General features: G+C 44.9%; 19 protein-coding genes. 11 read left to right on the top strand and 8 right to left on the bottom strand.

Going from position 1 to position 20,837, the window contains the following annotated elements:
• Window positions 1–225: 225 nt before the first annotated feature.
• The 7 genes from pomA to rlmM all read left to right on the top strand — a co-directional run bounded on the left by pomA (window position 226) and on the right by rlmM (window position 7,123).
• Complete coding sequence (pomA, locus tag R7P72_RS15825) at window positions 226–987, top strand: flagellar motor protein PomA (RefSeq protein WP_005381564.1); 762 nt, start codon at window positions 226–228, stop codon at window positions 985–987.
• Between the two features lie 14 nt (window positions 988–1,001).
• A complete protein-coding gene (locus R7P72_RS15820) occupies window positions 1,002–1,949 on the top strand; it encodes a flagellar motor protein MotB (protein ID WP_213907318.1) in 948 nt (315 codons plus the stop codon).
• 211 nt (window positions 1,950–2,160) lie between these two features.
• Window positions 2,161–3,609 carry a tRNA uracil 4-sulfurtransferase ThiI gene (thiI, locus tag R7P72_RS15815; protein WP_005381986.1) on the top strand — a complete coding sequence of 483 codons (1,449 nt, stop codon included), beginning with the start codon at window positions 2,161–2,163 and terminating at the stop codon, window positions 3,607–3,609.
• A gap of 513 nt (window positions 3,610–4,122) precedes the next feature.
• Window positions 4,123–5,043, top strand: coding sequence for a transcriptional regulator GcvA (locus tag R7P72_RS15810; RefSeq protein ID WP_005383616.1), 921 nt, complete (start codon window positions 4,123–4,125; stop codon window positions 5,041–5,043).
• Window positions 5,024–5,647 carry an alpha/beta fold hydrolase gene (locus tag R7P72_RS15805; protein WP_017820609.1) on the top strand — a complete coding sequence of 208 codons (624 nt, stop codon included), beginning with the start codon at window positions 5,024–5,026 and terminating at the stop codon, window positions 5,645–5,647. Before R7P72_RS15810 ends, R7P72_RS15805 begins: the two co-directional genes overlap by 20 nt.
• Complete coding sequence (locus tag R7P72_RS15800; protein WP_047010151.1) at window positions 5,637–6,035, top strand: DUF423 domain-containing protein; 399 nt, start codon at window positions 5,637–5,639, stop codon at window positions 6,033–6,035. Before R7P72_RS15805 ends, R7P72_RS15800 begins: the two co-directional genes overlap by 11 nt.
• The gene (rlmM, locus tag R7P72_RS15795) at window positions 6,032–7,123 is read left to right on the top strand and encodes a 23S rRNA (cytidine(2498)-2'-O)-methyltransferase RlmM (protein ID WP_017820611.1); all 1,092 of its coding nucleotides are present in this window, start codon (window positions 6,032–6,034) and stop codon (window positions 7,121–7,123) included. The genes R7P72_RS15800 and rlmM overlap by 4 nt, the downstream gene beginning before the upstream one ends.
• Before the next feature lie 108 nt (window positions 7,124–7,231).
• On the opposite strand, the gene xni is transcribed toward rlmM, so the two are convergent.
• The 5 genes from xni to queF form a co-directional block, all read right to left on the bottom strand.
• Window positions 7,232–8,014: a flap endonuclease Xni gene (xni, locus tag R7P72_RS15790; RefSeq protein WP_005381982.1), complete on the bottom strand. Its 783-nt coding sequence runs from the start codon at window positions 8,012–8,014 to the stop codon at window positions 7,232–7,234.
• A gap of 59 nt (window positions 8,015–8,073) precedes the next feature.
• Window positions 8,074–9,450, bottom strand: a complete 1,377-nt coding sequence (gene ppnN, locus R7P72_RS15785) for a nucleotide 5'-monophosphate nucleosidase PpnN (protein ID WP_005383611.1) — start codon at window positions 9,448–9,450, stop codon at window positions 8,074–8,076.
• Window positions 9,451–9,741: 291 nt separating this feature from the next.
• Window positions 9,742–11,307, bottom strand: coding sequence for a sensor domain-containing diguanylate cyclase (locus R7P72_RS15780; RefSeq protein ID WP_005381978.1), 1,566 nt, complete (start codon window positions 11,305–11,307; stop codon window positions 9,742–9,744).
• Between the two features lie 98 nt (window positions 11,308–11,405).
• Window positions 11,406–13,688 carry a tetratricopeptide repeat protein gene (locus tag R7P72_RS15775; protein WP_005381976.1) on the bottom strand — a complete coding sequence of 761 codons (2,283 nt, stop codon included), beginning with the start codon at window positions 13,686–13,688 and terminating at the stop codon, window positions 11,406–11,408.
• A 164-nt stretch (window positions 13,689–13,852) separates the two neighbouring features.
• Window positions 13,853–14,698 carry an NADPH-dependent 7-cyano-7-deazaguanine reductase QueF gene (gene queF / locus R7P72_RS15770; protein WP_005381974.1) on the bottom strand — a complete coding sequence of 282 codons (846 nt, stop codon included), beginning with the start codon at window positions 14,696–14,698 and terminating at the stop codon, window positions 13,853–13,855.
• A gap of 108 nt (window positions 14,699–14,806) precedes the next feature.
• Between queF and syd the strand changes: the two genes are divergently transcribed.
• Both syd and R7P72_RS15760 read left to right on the top strand, forming a co-directional pair.
• Window positions 14,807–15,352, top strand: a complete 546-nt coding sequence (gene syd, locus R7P72_RS15765; RefSeq protein ID WP_005381970.1) for a SecY-interacting protein — start codon at window positions 14,807–14,809, stop codon at window positions 15,350–15,352.
• Between the two features lie 2 nt (window positions 15,353–15,354).
• Window positions 15,355–16,131, top strand: a complete 777-nt coding sequence (locus R7P72_RS15760; RefSeq protein WP_005381968.1) for a Zn-ribbon-containing protein — start codon at window positions 15,355–15,357, stop codon at window positions 16,129–16,131.
• Between the two features lie 111 nt (window positions 16,132–16,242).
• Here R7P72_RS15760 and R7P72_RS15755 read toward each other — a convergent pair whose 3' ends face one another.
• From R7P72_RS15755 to metN, 3 genes are read right to left on the bottom strand one after another with little or no spacing between them, the layout of a single operon-like run.
• Window positions 16,243–17,052: a MetQ/NlpA family lipoprotein gene (locus R7P72_RS15755; RefSeq protein WP_005381966.1), complete on the bottom strand. Its 810-nt coding sequence runs from the start codon at window positions 17,050–17,052 to the stop codon at window positions 16,243–16,245.
• 32 nt (window positions 17,053–17,084) lie between these two features.
• Window positions 17,085–17,762 carry a methionine ABC transporter permease gene (locus R7P72_RS15750; RefSeq protein WP_005381964.1) on the bottom strand — a complete coding sequence of 226 codons (678 nt, stop codon included), beginning with the start codon at window positions 17,760–17,762 and terminating at the stop codon, window positions 17,085–17,087.
• Window positions 17,752–18,786 (bottom strand): methionine ABC transporter ATP-binding protein MetN, encoded by a 1,035-nt coding sequence (gene metN, locus R7P72_RS15745; RefSeq protein WP_005381962.1) that lies wholly within the window; start codon window positions 18,784–18,786, stop codon window positions 17,752–17,754. The genes R7P72_RS15750 and metN overlap by 11 nt, the downstream gene beginning before the upstream one ends.
• Before the next feature lie 341 nt (window positions 18,787–19,127).
• Here metN and gmhB point away from each other — a divergent pair, with 341 nt between their 5' ends.
• Together gmhB and treR are read left to right on the top strand one after the other, a co-directional pair.
• On the top strand, window positions 19,128–19,679 hold the full coding sequence (gene gmhB, locus R7P72_RS15740) for a D-glycero-beta-D-manno-heptose 1,7-bisphosphate 7-phosphatase (protein WP_005381961.1): 552 nt from the start codon (window positions 19,128–19,130) through the stop codon (window positions 19,677–19,679).
• A 74-nt stretch (window positions 19,680–19,753) separates the two neighbouring features.
• A complete protein-coding gene (treR, locus tag R7P72_RS15735; protein WP_005381960.1) occupies window positions 19,754–20,701 on the top strand; it encodes a trehalose operon repressor TreR in 948 nt (315 codons plus the stop codon).
• The last annotated feature ends 136 nt before the right edge of the window (window positions 20,702–20,837 follow it).

Here is a 20,837-nt window from a genome sequence, read left to right as displayed (position 1 = left end):
GAAAGTTACCTTAGCCTAGTAACTTGGTCAAATTTAACCTTATATAATTGTCACAAAATTAGCGTTCAACGAGTCTAAGCGATGAAACCCCATATTTTGGTTGAGGTTGTTAAGTGTAATTTGTGATCCATTAGCTAAGATTTTTCTAAAAATTCTGCGCGAGTTGTCGATACAGGTAATAATCCGCCCAATGGCAGTATTTGAGTATAGCGTGAGGAGTGCTTTGTGGATTTAGCAACCCTATTAGGTTTGATTGGTGGTTTTGCATTCGTCATTATGGCGATGGTGCTTGGTGGCAGCATCGGCATGTTTGTCGATGTCACGTCGATCCTTATTGTCGTTGGTGGCTCAATATTCGTCGTGTTGATGAAGTTCACAATGGGACAGTTTTTTGGTGCGACAAAGATTGCTGGCAAAGCCTTCATGTTTAAAGCGGATGAACCCGAAGACCTGATCGCAAAAATTGTGGAAATGGCCGATGCGGCGCGTAAAGGTGGTTTTCTTGCTCTTGAAGAGATGGAAATAAACAACACATTCATGCAGAAAGGCATTGATCTACTGGTTGATGGCCATGATGCCGACGTTGTGAGAGCGGCACTCAAAAAAGACATCGCGCTTACGGATGAACGACATACGCAAGGTACTGGTGTATTTCGCGCCTTTGGCGACGTTGCTCCTGCGATGGGAATGATTGGCACCTTGGTTGGTCTTGTTGCGATGCTTTCAAACATGGATGACCCTAAAGCGATTGGACCAGCAATGGCCGTTGCACTCTTGACCACATTGTATGGCGCGATCCTGTCCAATATGGTGTTTTTCCCTATTGCGGATAAACTTTCTCTTCGCCGTGACCAAGAAACGCTAAATCGCCGTTTGATCATGGATGGCGTATTAGCGATTCAAGATGGCCAAAACCCGCGAGTGATCGATAGTTACTTGAAGAACTACCTCAATGAAGGTAAACGTGCCCTTGAGATTGACGAGTAACTTGGAGAGTCGTGATGGATGATGAAGATAACAAATGCGATTGTCCGCCACCTGGCCTCCCGTTATGGATGGGGACATTCGCAGATTTGATGTCGCTGCTGATGTGTTTCTTTGTTCTTCTGCTCTCGTTTTCTGAGATGGATGTACTGAAGTTCAAACAAATTGCAGGATCAATGAAATTTGCCTTCGGTGTGCAAAATCAGCTTGAAGTGAAAGACATTCCCAAAGGCACTAGCATTATTGCCCAAGAGTTTCGACCGGGTAGGCCGGAACCTACTCCGATTGATGTTATCATGCAGCAAACCATGAACATCACTCAGCAGACGCTTGAATTCCATGAAGGAGAGTCTGATCGAGCTGGTGGCACAAAACGTGATGAAGGCAAGTTAACGGGGGGGCAATCGCCAGAAACGTCAACTCAAAACAATGAGTCTGCCGAAGCGGACATGCAACAACAGCAATCTAAAGAGATGTCGCAAGAGATGGAAACCTTGATGGAAAGCATCAAGAAAGCCTTAGAACGAGAGATTGAACAAGGCGCCATTGAAGTTGAAAACCTCGGTCAGCAGATTGTTATACGTATGCGTGAAAAAGGTGCATTCCCAGAAGGTTCGGCCTTCTTGCAGCCTAAGTTTCGCCCTTTAGTTCGTCAGATTGCAGAGCTAGTAAAAGATGTGCCAGGCATTGTTCGAGTATCTGGCCATACAGACAATCGACCGCTAGATTCGGAGCTTTATCGTTCTAACTGGGATCTCTCTTCTCAGCGCGCAGTATCAGTCGCGCAAGAGATGGAGAAAGTGAGAGGCTTCTCTCATCAACGTTTAAGAGTACGAGGCATGGCGGATACTGAGCCCTTGTTACCGAATGATTCTGATGACAATCGCGCACTTAACCGACGGGTTGAAATCAGCATTATGCAAGGCGAGCCTCTCTACAGCGAAGAAGTGCCGGTAATTCAATAACTAGGCTTTAGTTTTAAGTCAGTAAAGAGATAAGAAAGCGAGCAGATTGCTCGCTTTTTTTGTTTTTCCAATCCGCTTGGGTGTATAATCTTGCGCCTTAAAAGTGAGCTCAGACTACTTTTTGTGACTGAAACGCGGTTTTACTGCGTATGAAGTATTGAAGTTGAGTGTCACTCTTTGTTGATTGCGAAACTAACCTGCGAATTAGACTATGAAATTTATTGTAAAGCCCCATCCAGAAATTTTTGTAAAAAGTGAATCTGTGCGTAAGCGCTTCACAAAGATTTTAGAGTGCAACATTCGTAACATCATTAAGAGCCGCACGGAGTCTGTCGCGGTATTTAACCGTCGTGATCACATTGAAGTGACCTCTGAGAGTAACGAATTCCACGCTGAAGTTCTTGAGGTTTTGACTCATACACCAGGCATTCACCACGTACTGGAAGTGAAGCAAACTGAATTTAAAGACTTGCACGATATCTTCGAGCAAGTGCTAGAACTCAACCGTGCTGCACTCGAAAATAAAACCTTTGTTGTACGTGCGAAGCGTCGTGGCAAGCATGACTTTACCTCCATTGAACTAGAGCGTTATGTAGGCGGTGGTTTAAATCAAGCGATTGAAAGCGCTAGTGTTAAGCTACGAAACCCAGACGTGACGATCAAGGTAGAAGTCTCGAACGACAAGCTAAACCAAGTATTGTCTCGTCATAAAGGCCTAGGTGGTTTCCCTCTGGGTACGCAAGAAGACGTGTTAAGCCTGATCTCGGGTGGTTTCGACTCTGGTGTTTCAAGCTATCTTCATATCAAGCGTGGTTCAAAAGTACATTACTGCTTCTTTAACTTAGGTGGTCCAGCACACGAAATCGGCGTTAAGCAGGTTTCTCACTACCTATGGAACAAATACGGTTCTTCAGCAAAAGTACGTTTTATCTCAGTTGATTTCGAACCTGTGGTTGCGGAAATCCTAGAGAAAGTCGATGACGGCCAAATGGGCGTGATCTTGAAGCGTATGTTTATGCGTGCAGCAGGCATGATCGCTCAGAAGATGAAGATCGAAGCATTGGTAACAGGTGAAGCGCTAGGTCAAGTATCGAGCCAAACGCTAACCAATCTACGCCATATCGACAACGTAACTGACACGCTGATTCTGCGTCCACTTATCAACTGGGATAAAGAAGACATCATCAATCTAGCACGTGAAATCGGCACAGAAGATTTCGCAAAGACAATGCCAGAATACTGTGGTGTTATCTCTAAGAAGCCAACCGTGAAAGCGGTGAAAGGCAAGCTAGAAGCTGAAGAAGAGAAATTCGACTTTAGTATCCTTGAGCAAGTGGTTCAAGAAGCTCGCATGATGGACATTCGTGATATCGCGAAAGAGTCTGAGCAAGCCGCACCAGAAGTAGAGCAAGTTCAAGCGGTAGAAGAGCACGCGGTTGTGCTAGATATTCGTAGTCCTGAAGAGGAAGACGATAACCCACTTGAAATCGAAGGTGTGGATGTGAAACATATCCCTTTCTACAAGCTGGGTACACAGTTTGGTGACTTAGACCAGTCTAAGACATACCTACTTTACTGTGACCGCGGTGTGATGAGCCGTCTGCAAGCGCTTTACTTGCTAGAGCAAGGCTTCAGCAACGTAAAAGTTTACCGTCCATAGCTGACTGTTAAAATACGTTAAAAGGCGCAAATTGAGACATCAATTTGCGCCTTTTTTGTTTTTGATCGCGTTACAGACAACCATTACTTAGCATAATGTTGAGGCTCATCGCAAAGCCATACACTTTGTGTTGATATAACGATAATTAATCCGAAAGAAGAGTAATAAAGTGATATTGCTGCCAGATATGCGGATGAGATTTTTGATAGATAAAAAAAACACCGCCTAATTTAGGCGGTGTAACAAATTTGACAGACAGGTCAAAAATAAATACAGGAAGTATATATGTTTTGTCACAGGGAGTGTGGACAAAACATTATGGTAGAAATCTACCTAACTCGAAATACGAGTTTGCAAACACAACATCGCAACAACGAAGCCAATTGATTTCCAAAGAAATCAAGCCGTTCAGGCCCGTGTTGCGGGGTGAAATATAGAATTTATCTGGCTGTTCGACAACGGACATTTTATAATGTTTCAGATTAAAAAAACTAATCCTATTAGAGGTCCCATATGTCTCGCAGATTGCCTCCATTAAATTCGCTTCGAGTCTTCGAAGCGGCTGCTCGTCATCTCAGTTTTACACGAGCAGCAGAAGAGTTATTTGTTACTCAAGCCGCGGTCAGTCACCAGATTAAAGCGCTTGAAGAGTTCTTATCATTGAAGCTCTTCCGTCGACGTAATCGTTCTTTGTTGTTAACAGAAGAAGGCCAAAGTTACTTTCTCGATATCAAAGATATTTTCACCTCGATTGCGGAAGCGACAGATAAGGTGTTGGAACGTAGCGAAAAAGGGGCATTGACGATTAGCCTACCGCCGAGTTTTGCTATCCAATGGCTTGTACCTCGTTTGGCCGATTTTAATGCTCAAGAGCCCGATATCGATGTACGTATTAAAGCCGTAGATATGGATGAAGGCTCACTGACTGATGATGTTGATGTGGCGATCTACTATGGCCGTGGGAACTGGCCAGGTTTGCGAGCAGATAAATTGTACCAAGAGTTTTTGATCCCACTTTGTTCACCTTCATTACTTTTGGGTAACAAACCATTAGAATCTTTAAGTGACCTCAAATTACATACTTTGTTACACGATACTTCGCGTAAAGACTGGAAGCAGTTTGCTCGTCATTACAACATTGAAGGCATCAACGTAAACCACGGTCCTATTTTTAGTCACTCAACGATGGTGCTACAGGCTGCTGCGCACGGTCAGGGGGTCGCGCTCGGTAACAACGTACTCGCCAAACCTGAAATGGAAGCCGGACGACTCATTGCACCATTCGACGAGGTGTTGATATCTAAGAATGCATTCTATGTGGTGTGTCATGAACAGCAGGCAGATATGGGCCGAATCGCAACGTTTAGAGACTGGATGTTAGCAACCGCGAGAAAAGAACAAGAGGAAGTATTGGATGAATCACTGGATAGCTGAGGGACCTGAAAACGGACCGCTGTTTATTTTTGCTCACGGCGCAGGTGCGGGGATGGAGCATGACTTCATGACAGCTGTCGCCAAAGGATTAGTGGAGCAAGGTATTCGTGTAGTGCGTTTTAATTTCCCTTACATGGTGAAACGTTCGGAAGATGGCAAAAAGCGTCCGCCCGATCGCGCGCCAAAGTTGCTCGAAGCATACAGCGAAGTGATCGCTCACTTTACTTCTTCTCCCGTGGTTATTGGTGGTAAGTCAATGGGCGGTCGTATGTCGAGCTTGTTGGCTGAAAATGAGCTGGTGGCGGGCATTGCCTGTTTAGGGTTTCCATTTCACCCGCCAGGAAAGCCAGAGAAATACAAAGGCGAGCACTTAGCAACCATTGAGAAACCTACGCTGATTCTTCAAGGGGAACGAGACACCTTTGGTAAGCGTGAGGAATTCGATGATTTCGTCCTTTCGTCACAAGTAACGGTGAGCTTTTTACCTGATGGTGACCACAGCTTCAAACCGCGCAAGATCTCAGGTCATACTGAAGTAGGTAACATTACACTCGCGATAGAGCAGTTAGCGGCGTTTATAAAAGAGGTGTACAGTGAAAAGTAAGTGGTTACTCTCATTCTCTGGATTGTCTGGGCTGCTTTCGGTCGCTCTTGGAGCATTTGCTGCTCATGGGCTAAAAGCGACACTGGCCCCTTATTTGCTCGGTGTATTTGAGACCGGAGTTCTGTATCAATTTATTCACACGTTGGCGATTGTGTTTTGTGCCATTCTGCTTCTGCTCAATTTGGGACAAAAAGCACAAAAATATTTTTTCATTGCGGCGATTTGCTTTATTATCGGCATCTTTTGTTTTAGCGGCAGTCTTTACGCGCTGGCGCTGACGGGCATTAAGTGGTTTGGGCCAATTACTCCTGTGGGAGGATTACTGTTCATGATTGGTTGGTGTCTGTTCTTTTTTGCTGCGTTCAATATCAAAGAGGTCTCCAAGTGAAACAACTAATGCTCTATTGCCGTTCTGGCTTTGAGAAAGAGTGTGCTGGTGAAATTCAGGACAAAGCGACACAGTTGGAAGTGTATGGCTTCCCTCGTGTGAAGAGAAACTCAGGTTATGTTGTCTTCGAGTGTTACCAAGATGGAGATGCCGACAAACTTGCGAGAGGTTTAGACTTTAAGTCTTTAATTTTTGCTCGACAAATGTTTGCGGTAGCAGCTGAGTTTCAATCGTTGCCAAGTGATGACCGCATTAGTCCAATTTTGAATGAACTAGCAGACATTGAAGCATTCCCTCGTTGTGGTGATTTGAGAATTGAAACGCCAGATACAAATGAAGCGAAAGAGCTACTGAAATTCTGCCGTAAGTTTACCGTCCCAATGCGTCAAGCGTTGCGTGGCAAAGGCTTAATGCTGAACAAAGATAACGCGAAAAAACCAGTACTGCACATTTGCTTTGTTGAGCCTGGCCACTGTTACGTTGGTTACTCTTACACTGACAACAACTCACAGTTCTTCATGGGTATCCCTCGCCTTAAATTCCCAGCAGACGCTCCAAGTCGTTCAACACTTAAACTGGAAGAAGCATTTCATGTCTTTATTCCACGTGAAGAGTGGGATGAGCGTTTAGCACCAGGTATGTGGGGTGTGGATTTAGGTGCATGTCCAGGCGGTTGGACGTACCAATTAGTGAAGCGCTCAATGTTCGTTCACTGCGTTGATAACGGCATGATGGCAGACAGCTTGATGGAAACTGGCCAGATCAAACACCATATGGTGGATGGCTTTAAGTTCGAACCAGACCGCAAGAACGTAACATGGATTGTTTGTGACATGGTGGAAAAGCCAGCTCGTGTTGCTCACCTGATGGGACAGTGGCTGTTAAAAGGTTGGGCAAAAGAGGCTATCTTTAACCTTAAGCTGCCAATGAAAGGGCGTTATGACGAAGTGCTGCAAGACCTTGAAAATCTGAAGCAGTTCCTCATTGATAATAAGGTAAAGTTCAAGCTACAAGCTAAACATTTGTATCATGATCGTGAAGAGATCACGATTCATATCCAATGTCTGTCGAATATTTCACCTTACTAACTTTATTCCCTGAGTCTTTTGGGGATAGTGATTAGAATAGAAAAAGCGCCTTCAAATGGCGCTTTTTTAATATCTGAGGGTTTCATGGTGTGAAACTACCATCGGGCACTACTCCGCTTTGTTTGGCCCTAAAAAGCGAATATCTTGCAAGTTAAAGCCTAGTTCTATATCGCACTTTAAAGCGGCGACGCGTTTACATAAACGAGCAGACTCAATGTGCTCATCCAATTTTTTACGGTATTTCGGTACGAGATCTTCACTAGCGTAGGCAGCTTCAATACTCTCAAACTGAGTGAGAATCTCTTTCGCTGCTTTCGGGCCAATTCCAGGTACGCCCGGAACCTGGCTAGAGCTTATCCCTGTCAATCCCCAGTAATCCGCTAGTTGACTTGGTTTTACGCCGAACTCTTTTTCGATAAATGGTTCATCTAACCAACGATGTTGGAAATAATCACGGATTTGTAGGGTAGGGGAAAGTAGCTGGCAGTAACCTTTGTCAGTCGAAACGATGGTGACTTTTTCACCATGGCTGGCCACTTTCGTTGCGAGTGTAGCAACCAAATCATCTGCTTCATCGCCTTCAGACAGCAATGAATCAATACCTTGCTCCCACCACGCTTGTTGAATCGCATCTAACCCTTGCAGTAATGGCAGAGGCATTGGTTTTCGGTTTTGCTTATAGTCAGGGAGAATTTCAGCGCGCCAACCTCTGTCTTGTTCGTGGTGATCAAAAACTGCGATGATGTGTGTCGGGTTGGCCTCTGACAGAATGCGAGTGAGGGTTCTTTGCGTTGTGGTTATGGTTCTTGCTATGTCGGTTGGATCTGGTTGTGCTGAGTGCACTCGGCGGATCAGGTTTAGGGCATCAATGATAACAAGATGAATAGACATAATGACTTAGCAATAAAAAAGGGGGCGTAATGCCCCTAGTGTAACGAATGCTAGCCTGACTATCGACCACCAATTTCCGGGTGAGCGATTCGATAACACGGTTCGTAGTCTGAACCGCCAGGTAATTTCATTCGGTGCTGTTCGACAAAGTCTTTTAGCAACTTATCGAGTTTTTTCATGAGGACTGCGTCGCCATGAATGGTGAAAGGCCCTCTACGTTCTATTTCTCGAATACCTTCAGCCTTTACGTTACCTGCCACTATGCCAGAGAAGGCTTGACGCAAGTTGGCCGCTAAAACTTGCGGTTCTTGATCTAGGCTTAAATCCAATTGTTCCATCGACTCATGAGTAGGCTCGAATGGCAGTTGGAAGTTTGGCTCAATTTTCAATGACCAGTTAAAGCTGTACGCATCGCCTTTCTCTTTTCGGTGAAGGCGTACCGAGTCCATGGAGCGTTTCATAATACGAGCGACTTCTGCCGGGTCGTCAATGATGATCTCGTAGTGCTTTTGCCCTTCCTCACCAAGTGTGTCGCGAATGAACTCATCAATAGAGCGGAAGTACTCTTCACTCTCTTTTGGTCCTGTTAATACGATAGGCATTGGCTGATCGGCGTTATCCGGGTGCATCATGATACCAAGAATGTACAGTAGCTCTTCCGCTGTGCCCGGGCCACCTGGGAAAATAACGATACCATGAGCCATACGGACGAAAGCTTCCAAGCGCTTTTCGATGTCGGGCATGATGACCAGTTCATTTACTATTGGGTTTGGTGGCTCGGCAGCAATAATCGAGGGTTCGGTTAAACCAAGATAACGTTGCTGAGTATAACGTTGCTTTGCGTGCCCAATTGCTGCACCTTTCATCGGCCCTTCCATTGCACCAGGGCCGCAACCTGTGCAGATGTTAAGTTCACGCAGGCCCAGTTCGTTACCCACTTCACGTGTGTACTGATACTCCACTCCATTGATAGAGTGACCACCCCAACATACGACAAGATTCGGTGCGATACCTGGAGTTAATGCTCTGGCATTACGAAGAATGCCGAACACGAGGTTCGTAATGTGAATTGGGTTAGTAAGGTTGAGCCGCTGGGCGTCTGCCAAATGCATGTTTACGTAAACGATATCACGCAATACGGAGAACAGATGCTCTTGGATACCTTTAATTATTTCGCCGTCAACAAAAGCGTGCTCTGGCGGATTAGTCAGCTCAAGCTTAATACCACGCTCACGACGCACGACGTTGACATCAAACGATTGGTATTTATCGAGCAGTTCTTTCGAGTTATCGGTATGGCTACCGGAGTTCAACACCGCTAACGTGCAATTACGATACAGCTGATAAAGTTCACTCGAGGCTGTGTTCTTTAAGCGCTCTACTTCTAGTTGAGATAGCAAGTCCATGCTACCAGCGGGGCTTATATGGGTAATCATAACGCCTCCTTGTGTTGCATTAATTTTAGGGAAAGTACCAACTTACCTTTTTGGTGTTATACGTATGGTTTGATGAAAGGTAGTTGGCCGATTTGGTTTTATGGTTATCAACTCCCAAGCAACCTCAAGATGATACATTTGCCTTTTATAAATACATCATCTTGAAGTGACTTGGGTTTTTACAGCTTAGCAGACTAAAAGGGAAGAAATGTGATAACTCGTTGAAAATGGGTGGTTATAAAGCGTAGATTGCACCAAATTTGGTTTGTTTGCTCGCTTTTTGTACGAATCTTAGCTCCAGTTAAGCTGGTTTGTTCCACGTTTTTTAGCGTCCGCAAGCATCTTGCCAAGACGATCGAGCACATACTCTGGCGTATCGGACTCTTTGAAAGACGTCGATACAGCAGCTAAGGTAATCATGATATTTTGCTCACGGAACTTAAAGGGTAATTGGCTAATATCACGCTGGATATGCTTAATCAGATCCAGTGTGTATTCTTCAGATTGTTCCGGGACGAGTAGAATAAACTCCTCGCCACCAAAGCGAGCTACTGTTTCCGTTTCTGATACGCGCTTGTTAATAGTACGAGCGATGATCTTCAGCGCTTTATCGCCAGCCGTATAACCATAGCTATCATTCACCGCTTTGAAGTTGTCTACATCAAATAGCACAACACGAAGGTTTTGCTGAGAGCGAATCCAACGGCGATACTCTAGCTCTAGTCGATCGTTAAATGCAGTGCGGTTATAAACTTTAGTCAGCGGGTCGAGCAACATACGCTGAGCTTGGTCATCTAAGCGTCGACGATAATCTTGCGTAGTTTCAAATACCGCTTCGAGTTGGTTCTTACTGTAACTTAACCGCTCTTGCAGCGCTTGCTCTCGCTCTTCCGTCATTTTCAGTCGCTCTGTCAGCGACGCCATTTTTTCGAGAAGAGGCGTGATTTCTTTTTTCACAACCGCGATATCTTGAGCTTGATTAAGTGACTTTTGGCTTAATTCAACCAAGCTGTTCATTTCTGTGTTGAGCTCTTGGCGGTGTTCAAAGTAGGTATGATGCTGGTCGACGTTCTGATGAACGGTTTTTAGGTTACTTGCGAGAGAAGTGTTCAGCTGATCAAGGAATTGGCTAGACGCCTCGCGCTCGAACTTTGTTGCTTCGACAACCAATTTCAGCGTTGAGAGCGTAAGCTCAATGAGAGACTCGGCACTCACGCCAAGGAGCAACTTAGCGCGAATATCCAGCAATCTATCGCCTGATTCTCCCTCGAAATCCAGCTCTGTAATAGTATGTTGAAGGTCGCTGGCCAAGCATTCAAGTTGAGATCTGTCAGGATTGTTTTCAAATTCACTAAGATGTAGACGTGAATTAGACGTAATGATTTTCAGAGCGCGTTCGTAAATACTCAGTAGCTTAGTGGCTTGATCAGCTTTATTGCTGGCGTGAACTTCAGAGAAACTCATCAGGTTCCGTAGTTCACGTTTTAACTGCGCAGGTAAGCCAGTGACACGTTGCAGTGTTTCACCACTGTGCTTGATTTGTTCGTCAAGGTAACCGTTCTGTTTATCCATCGTCTTCGACTGCTGTTTGAGCATCCTCTCTAATACCGCTAAACGCGGGATAAGAGTGCTGATATCTTTTTGATGTTGCAGCTCTTGTTGGATTTCAAATAGGTAGTTGGATACCTGAGTGTTCGAACCCTGGCAAGCTGAAGACAATGATGCCACAACGCGTTTAAGAACTTGTTGTTCACGTTTGAATTTGAGTGAAGTATCACGATGAGTCAGTCTGAGTTGGTCAAGTTGACAACTCAGCTGATGCAGCTGCGACTGAATATCGGATTCCAAGATTCCCATGAAGTGACTACGGTTAAGTCCATGTACTACTGACAATTATCTGATAATAACAAAAAACTTTATAGCGTCATTAGTTATTACGTTCAACAGGCGTTTAATTATCCATTTTTTAATATTTTCTTGATGTCGTCCTCATTCTTGTAGGACGAATGGATCTTGATCAGGCCTTGGCTAATGGCATGTTGACAGGCAGTTCTTATGTTACCTGTTGCAAAGCTAGCAGCAGGCGCATTATCGATGGCTTTTAAGAACACCCAGTGGCTTTGCTTATCCTTCAAGCTGACTTCTCGTGCGATGTGAGTCGCAAGCAACAACAGATCGAGTAATTCCTCATCGTTAATTGCAGTGTAGGCTCGGGGTAAGAACGGATAATCACTGATGCCCATACGAATAATACGATTGACGTTGTGCTGCTGAGCGAACTCATCCACCCAAGTCTGGAATTTTTCGAACATGATTTCGGCAGAAGCATCACGGTCAGCGTTCGGTTCTATGTAGAGTAAGTTCGCATCTGAGAAATGGTAAAGACGCGACGGTTTTTCTATTTTTTCCGCAAGGAAGTCGCCAAATGCCCGTTCTAGTTCTAGACCTGCCTTATAGCCGTTATGGACGTACATGCTTCGTAAGAATGGCAAATCGATCATAACAAAGCGTAGGCGATCATTAAGTGGTTCGTGGATCAATTCACCCATTTGCCATTGCTCGAAAGTTTCGCTCGACTTTTTCAATGAGCGAGAAAGCTTAACATTCAGCATACGCAAGTTACGTAAACGAGAGCGAGAGTGGGTGAAGAGGTCGTTGCGCAGTTTTTCGATTTCACTTGCTTGGCGCTGCATAATGACACCACGGCGCATAATGAACAAAAACATGACCAATACAGTAATAAACAATGCAAATGAGATTTTCTGGAATTTACGATGCTCTCTTTCCACTTGCTCTAAGCGTTCTGATTGACCGATGTAATGGATGGTTTGTTCGGCAAATTCTTTTTGCTGACGGAACGCATCCTCACTGATTTGGTTAAGCTGCTTTTGTTCTAGACGAACGAGGTTGGTGTATTTTTTATAAGCTTGCAGAGAAAGTTTGTATTCGCCTGCCTGCTCGTAACCCAACCCAAGTAAACGGTATGACTGCTGCTTAATGAAGTTGTTATTTTCAGGTGACTTTTCAGCAAGCGCTAATGCCAGCTTTGCATTAGTAATGACGTCTTTACTGTCATTTTGATGATAAGCCAGACCTGACTGAAGCAGGGCAGCCTTTGCTTCAAGCTTAGGAATATTGGTGTATTCTAAAAGCTCTTTAGAGCGGTCTAAGTACTGCTCTGCTAGCGCGTAGTTATAGAGTTGTAGGTAGGTAGCCGCCAAGCTTAAGCGAATTTTAATGATTCTATTGATGTTCTTACTGGTACTTTCATGGTCAAGCACGTTGAAGTAATGCACTAACGCAAGGTTAAACTTACCCTGATAAAAGTAGATGTCGCCCATTTGCTCTAGGACGTCCGCTAGGATCGGAGAGCTAGGGTAGGAGTCATAAAAATCTGCGGCTTGGGATAAGTATTCGATCGCTTTGTCGTACACTCGTCGCTCCTGGAAGAGCCTAGCCAAAAGGCGATTCACTTTTGCTAATCTTGCACCACTGTTACTTTCAATAGATTGCCAATAACCGTATAGCAGTTCTGACAAAGCCAAATTGTACTTCTTGCTATTGAGGTAAAACTCGCCGACGGCAGTGTAGTAGTCGATCAAGGCTAACTCAGAGCGGCTATCGTCAAGCATGGTCTTTGCTTCAGAGTACAAGTTTTCCGCTTTAATGATATCGCCACTATGTGAAGCGAGGAGTGCTCTTTGCATCACTAGTCGGTAGCGAACGCTGTCGGTGCGTTGTAATACGGCATCGGCTTCATCGAGCTGTTGTTCAATTTGGTTAAGCGTGTCTTCCGCTTTTGAGTAGTTTTCGTCGTACATCCAAATCATTTGGTTGCGCATCAGCTGGAGATCTAAGTCCATGTACGGCAATTGATATTCTTGCGCTAAGCGTTCCGCTTTATTTAGGTGCTCGATAGCCGAACGAACATTACCCATGGCGTAATCTGCCTGAGCGATAATCTTGTGCGCTTCGATGGTGCTGCTTGGTGTGCGAACGCTACGATCTGTTTCGTCGCGAGACATGGCTGAAGGGCTGTCACTTTCTTTGCGTTCTGTTAGCTCACGCTGTGACAAATAGTTGGTTGCCGCTTGTTTTGCTTGTGATGGCTCTATTTCCGCCAATTGTTGTGCTTCGTTGAGTAACGCGGACGATAAAATGGTTGCATGAAGTGGCTGTACAAACAGCAAGCAAAGAAAGCCAATCAATTTGAATAGACGCGAACTGTCCCAAAACATCCTTTCGTTCCCTCGAACTGTTTTTAGATATGGCGATAACGGCGAAAAGCCTCAATTAGCCGTTTAAATGCGGGTTGAAGCCATTTGATATAGTAACATGCTTGGACAATAAAAACGTCCGGCAACCCTTTAGATTGCCGAACTTATTTCTGTTGCCTATGCGCTTACTGACGAGCCATACGGTGATTGTGAGCTGGCTTATCTTGTTCCGTTGAGCGGTAAGGGTTGATATCCAAGCCTCCACGGCGCGTATAGCGGGCAAATACGGTCAGTTTGCTTGGTTGGCAGTATTTCATTAGATCCGTAAAAATACGCTCTACACACTGTTCGTGGAACTCATTGTGCTCGCGGAAAGACACTAAGTAACGTAACAGCTTCTCACGATCTATTTTTGCGCCTTGGTAGCGAATTTCTACACTGCCCCAGTCGGGTTGGTTAGTGATCAAACAGTTTGATTTCAATAGGTGGCTATGTAGCACCTCTTCAACTTGTACTTCACCTGACGCACCTTCAAGCAAATCGGCATCAAAATCGTAACTGGTGATGTCAATGTCTTGGTCATCTATACATTCACCGTCCATTGTCACAATAGGTTGATTGGTATAGTGGGTCACTGGATTCACCTCAACCAGCACCTTTTCACCTGCGCATTCAGACAGGTCTTGTGTTAAACGCTCAGTCACTTCTTCCCAGCTTGCAAAGCGGGTTTGGTTGTAGCTGTTTAAGTACAGTTTGAAAGACTTCGATTCAATCAAGTTTGCACTGGTGGCTGGAATGTATACTTCGCCAACGGCCACTTGTGGTAAACCTTTACTATTTAACCAAGACAGTTCATACAGCGTCCAAATGTCGTGCCCCATAAAAGGCAGAGTATCGCCTAACTGAAGGTCATCTCGGTTCAGGCTGCGAGGGACTGGTTGCAGCAAGCTTGGGTCATACTGGTTCGCATACTCGGTCGTTTTACCTAGTGTTAGGCCAGCAAGCTCTTTAGCGTCAGAATATTTGCTCATACTTTGTGGTCGTTTTCGATTAGAATGGCGAGAATTTTACTGAATCCGCTGGTCAATTGCCATCCGGCAAGTACGGCTATCTGATAAATAAGGAATGAGGAGACCTTCATGACCCAAAACGTTACTCAGGCGCTACAAGAGTTCAGCCTGCGCTACCAACAAGCTTGGCAAGCTAAGCACAATGAGTTGCCAAGCAGTGAAGAGCTTGCAGAGCTTGTTTCTCCTTGTGTCGAAGAGAAGCGTGATGGAAAGGTGCTTTGGAAAGCGGTCGCACGTGATGAAATGGCCGATTTCACCAATGTGGAAAATGCGATTGAGTTGTCACTGCAAGATGATGTTAAAGCCTTTTATGGTTCTCAATACTGCGCTGATATGGAGGCAACTTGGCAAGGTAATTCGTTGACGCTGCTGCAAGTGTGGAGCGATGACGATTTCGTGCGTCTACAAGAAAATATTCTTGGTCATTTGGTGACGCAGCGCCGCTTGAAACTTAAACCAACAGTATTTATCGCAGCGACAGATGAGGAAATGGATGTGATTTCTATTTGTAACCTCACTGGCAATGTGATTCTAGAGCGTTTGGGCACCTCTAAACGTGATGTATTGGCAGATTCATTGGTTGAGTTCTTGAATAAGTTAGAGGCTGCCGTCTAAGTATGTATGTTGTTGAGTTGCAGTTTGAGTGTTTTGATAACACCACCGTCAGCGCGGTAGACAAAGCCATTAATGGCTTGATGGATGCTCTGCGTTACAACGGCCAAGTATTAGGTCGTGAATTCCCGATAGTGATGGGAGAAGGTGAATTTTTCGTTCGTGTTGTTTGCCCAGAACAAGACGGCTTGCATCCACGTTATCACTCAGATTTCGTCAAAGTGTGCATGAACCGTTTGTCGGATGCGTCTTTGCTTGCTCCGAAAATGCGTATGCTGGGGCGTGATTTGAATTCAGAACAAGCAGCCGAAGAAGAGACACCTAGCTGGCAAGTGTTGTACACGACTTATGTTCATACGTGTTCGCCTTTGCGAAGTGGTGAAACCCTGTTGCCAATTCCTTTGTATCGTAATGAGCCAACACTTAATGGAGACCATAAAGCCGTCATTAAGTGGCAGACTGAGTGGCAAGCGTGTGATGAAATCCAAATGGCAGGGGGTTGCCGAGCGGAACATGCGGCGCTGCACGAAATTTGCGATGTGGATAGTGTGCTGTTTCGCCGAGGTTGGGACTTACGTGGCCGTATCGAATACATCACGAAGATCCCTACGTACTATTACCAGTATCGTGTCGGTGGTCAGTCGTTGGAGAGCGAGAAAGCGCGCAAGTGTCCAAAATGCGATGGCGAGTGGCTACTCGATGAGCCACTACATGACATATTTCATTTTAAGTGTGATGACTGCCGAATCGTGTCGAATATCTCTTGGGACCATCTTAAGTAGCGAATTGAAGCTACTTAAATGGGTAGATAGACAAATAGAAAGGGCTGACGTTTTCACATCAGCCCTTTTGTGTTTAGAACGTTGTTTTCAGTCATGTTTTGAAAAGTGGGATTACCAACCTTTCACAACACCGCCTTTGAACAGTTCTTTTGCCGCTTCGTAAACTTCTTCCGTTTGGTAAGCTTTTACGAAGTTTTGTACGTTTTGCGCATTAACATTTTCTTCGCGAGCGACAATTAGGTTTACGTATGGTGAGTCTTTATCTTCAACGAACACGCCGTCACGCTCTGGCGATAGGTCGATAGAGCTTGCGTAAGTGGTGTTGATGATAGATAGCGTTACGTCATCCAGTGAACGTGGAAGCTGTGGGGCTTCTAGTTCAATGATTTCGATATTTTTAGGGTTGCCTACGATGTCACGTACTGTAGCGAGTAGACCAACGCCATCACGTAGCGTAATCAAACCTTGTTGCTCAAGAAGCAGTAGTGAGCGACCTAGGTTAGTTGGGTCGTTTGGTACTGCGATGCGTGCGCCATCTTGAATTTCATCAATTGATTTTACTTGCTTTGAGTAACCAGCAATAGGGTAAACGAATGAGTTACCCGCGATAGCCAGTTTGTAGCCGCGGTCTTTCACTTGTTGGTCTAGGTATGGTTTGTGCTGGAACGCATTCGCGTCTACTGAACCATCATCCAGAGCGGCGTTTGGTGTTACGTAATCGGTAAATGTTACTAGCTCAACGTCTAGGTTGTATTTCTCTTTTGCTACTTTAGCGGCAACTTCGGCTACTTGTGCTTCAGCACCAGCAATAACGCCAACTTTTACTTTGTTTACGTCTACTTCTTTGTCGCCGCAACCCGCTAGAGCAAGAGCAGAGGCGGCCGTTGCTACAGTCAAAAGACCTTTAAGGCTAAATTTCATCTTTATCTCCTTATAATTTGTATTTTTGATGCTTATCTGTGGTCTACACGGCGCACCACTGCGTCGCCGATAGACTGAATAATCTGTACTAGAACAATCAACATCACGACAGTCACGGCCATGATAGTTACATCGTAGCGGTGGAAACCGTAACGAATGGCTACGTCACCTAGGCCGCCGCCGCCTACCGTACCCGCCATAGCTGAGTAGCTAACGAGAGTGACCAAGGTAATCGTTACTGAGTTAACAATAGTCGGCATTGCTTCAGGTAGTAGAACTTTTGTGATGATCTGTGTTGGTGTCGCCCCCATTGACTGCGCTGCTTCCACCAAGCCTGTCGGTACTTCTAATAAAGCACCTTCAATAAGACGAGCGACAAAAGGAATGGCGCCAATAGTCAGTGGGACGATTGCTGCGGTTGTACCGATAAAGGTTCCAACCAGCATTTTTGTCACTGGAATAATCGCAACCATCAGTACGAGGAATGGCACAGAACGACCAATGTTAACGATAGCGCCTAAGCCGCTATTTAGGCTGGTGTTTTCAAGTAGGCCGCCTTTCTTAGTAATATGGAGGATTACGCCTAATGGAATACCCACAGCAAAGCCGACTAATCCGGCAACCGCAACCATGTAAAGCGTTTCCCACGTTGCACCTAAAAGTAGTTTGCTGTTTAAGCTCAGCCATTCAGAAATCGTATTAAAGGACATAACCAAGTACCTCTACTTTTACGTTGTGCTTACGCAGGTATTCAAGAGCTGCGTTGTCATCTTCTTCGTTACCAAATAGCTCTGCGACCATCATGCCGAATTTCACGCCACCAGCGTAATCAAGGTCGGAACTCAAAATACTCACATCAATATTGTATTTACGAGAAATTTGCGACATTAACGGTGCATCGACGGTTGCGCCAGTAAACTCTAAGCGAACCAACGGGTAGCTGCCATCAACACGCTCTGCTTGCAGACGAGCTTGGTAATCTTCAGGAATGGAAAGATCCAGCGTTGAGCGAATGAATTGGTGCGCTAGCTCTGTCTTAGGGTGCGCAAAAATATCGCCAACGGTGCCTTTTTCCACCAGCTCACCACCACCGATGATTGCTACTTCGTGACAGATACTTTTTACGACTTCCATTTCGTGAGTGATAAGTAAAATCGTGATGTTGAGTTTGCGGTTGATCTCTTTCAATAACTCAAGGATAGATTGAGTTGTTGCCGGGTCTAGCGCACTAGTGGCCTCATCACAAAGCAGCACGCTAGGATCGGATGCCAATGCACGAGCAATTGCCACACGCTGTTTTTGGCCGCCACTTAAGTTAGATGGGTAGCTCTCGTGTTTGTCGGCTAAGCCTACAAGCTTTAGCAACTCAGTTACTTTTGTTGTGATTTGCGATTTGTCTTTACCTGCCAGTTCTAGTGGCAGTGCTACATTATCAAACACAGTACGAGACGAAAGCAGGTTAAAGTGCTGGAAGATCATGCCAATGTTACGGCGTGTTTCGACTAGTTGTTTTTTGCTGAGTTTGGTTAGATCCACACCATCAACGATGATGGAACCAGAGGTCGGCGCTTCTAACATGTTTACGCAGCGAATCAGCGTACTTTTACCAGCACCTGATGAACCGATAACACCAAAGATGGTGCCTTTGTCGATGTGTAGGTTAATGTCTTTCAGGGCAAGGATTTCCTTACTGCCTTGGTAGAACACTTTATTGACGTTTTTTATTTCTATCATGTTTCAACCTGCCCAAAGATACGGGGAACTTCGCTGTCAAAAACGGCCTTTGACAGAACTTAATGTTGAGCTTTATCTCAATTTTCAGTTGATGCTATGGGTTAAGCAGAATGAAGTCAATAGATATTTTTACGTCTAGACGTCTAAATGTATGGATGTTCTGTTTTGAAACGAAGATGTATAGATAACAAGCAGGAGGTAGACGGCGGGGCACCCTCAGATTTACCGATTCTTGCCCAACAAATCAACCGTTTTGTCGAGGCCTAGAATGAATTAGATAGTGTTGAAGTTTATAAGGTATGTAATAATCTGATTAAACCGAGTTAATAGAGAAATACGTTTTGGCAAAACCTGCTGTTTTTATCGATCGTGATGGCGTGATAAACGTTGACCACGGCTATGTTCATGACGAACATGATTTTGAGTACATTGATGGTGTATTTGAAGCGACGAAAGCGCTAAAAGATAAAGGCTACCTTCTAGTGTTAGTGACGAATCAATCGGGCATCGCACGCGGTAAATTCAGTGAAGACCGTTTCTTGTCTCTGACTCAATGGATGGATTGGAACTTTGCTGATAATGGTGTTGAGTTCGATGGTATCTATTACTGCCCACATCATCCAGAACATGGCATTGGCGAGTACAAGCAAGATTGTGAGTGCCGTAAGCCAAAACCAGGCATGTTCATTTCTGCGCGTGACTTCTTGAAGATCGACATGGAGAAATCTGTGATGATCGGCGATAAAGCTGAAGACATGATGGCAGCAGAAGCGGCAGGCGTTGGCACTAAGATTTTGGTTCGCACTGGTAAGCCAGTAACAGAACAGGGCGAAGCCATTGCAACGGTAGTATTAGATAGCATTGCGGATGTGCCTGCGTACTTAAACAAGTAATCTTCATTACTGACTGAGTTAAGGGAAGCCACTGCTTCCCTTTTGTTTGATTCCTTCTTTTAGTCTGAACACTTATGAGCAAAAAACTCACCATTCTTGATATCGCAAAATTGGCAGGCGTGGGCAAATCAACAGTAAGCCGTGTGCTTACTAACGATCCAAAAGTGAAACCCCAAACGCGAGAGAAGGTTGAGCAAATCATTCGTGAATCTGGTTATGTGCCGTCCAAATCTGCGCAATCAATGCGTGGCGGCAGCCAAAAAGTTATTGGGGTTATCATCTCCCGTTTAGACTCACCATCAGAAAATCGCGCCGTTGGTACCATGCTCAATGCTTTGTATTCCGCTGGTTATGATGCGGTGATCATGGAGAGCCAATTCGATCGCGATAAAACCAATGAACATTTGGATGTGCTTAAACGTCGCAACGTCGATGGGGTGATCGTGTTTGGTTTTACTGGATGTGATGAGCGAGCATTGGCAGAGTGGGGTAATCGTATCGTTGTGATCGCGATGGACACGCAAATGGTTTCTTCGATCAACTACGACAACCAAGGTGTGATAGACATGGCTTTGTCTCATCTTGAGCAGCAATCTTTATCTCGCATTGCTTATATTGGTGTTGATCCTGAAGACAAAACCACTGGCTTAGCTCGTCTAAATGCTTATAAAGCTTGGTGTCAACGCAAGCAAATTGCACCTTGTTTCCAAACGGGTAAGTTGAGCCATGAAAGTGCTTATCAGTTGGTAGACAAAGTCCTTCAATCTGATACTCAGGCCATCGTGTGCGCCAGTGACACCATCGCGTTGGGCGTGATTAAGCGTCTTCAAGAGTTAGGCCGTGAAGACGTGGTTGTGACAGGTGTTGGTGGTAATGAATTGCTCTCTTTCCTTTTCCCTAAAGTATTTAGTGTCGACCCAGGTTATACCCTTGCAGGTGAGAAGTCCGCTAACATGCTGATCAATCAATTAAATGGTGATGAGGAAGTGGTTCACTTTACTCAACAGCCTATCGTTTGTTAATCCACACTAAAACGATCTGCTCTAAAATTATACTGTGATCATTCTCAATTAATGGGACTGTTCCCATTTTGTTTTTTGTCTTCGAATGGCAATATTAAAATTAAGAAATGGGAATGTTCCCATTTATAAAAACAAA

Source organism: Vibrio sp. Vb0888, assembly GCF_033338835.1.
GTDB lineage: Bacteria > Pseudomonadota > Gammaproteobacteria > Enterobacterales > Vibrionaceae > Vibrio > Vibrio alginolyticus.
The sequence above is the reverse complement of the archived record's forward strand: the minus strand, read 5'-3'. Positions and strand labels throughout refer to the sequence as shown.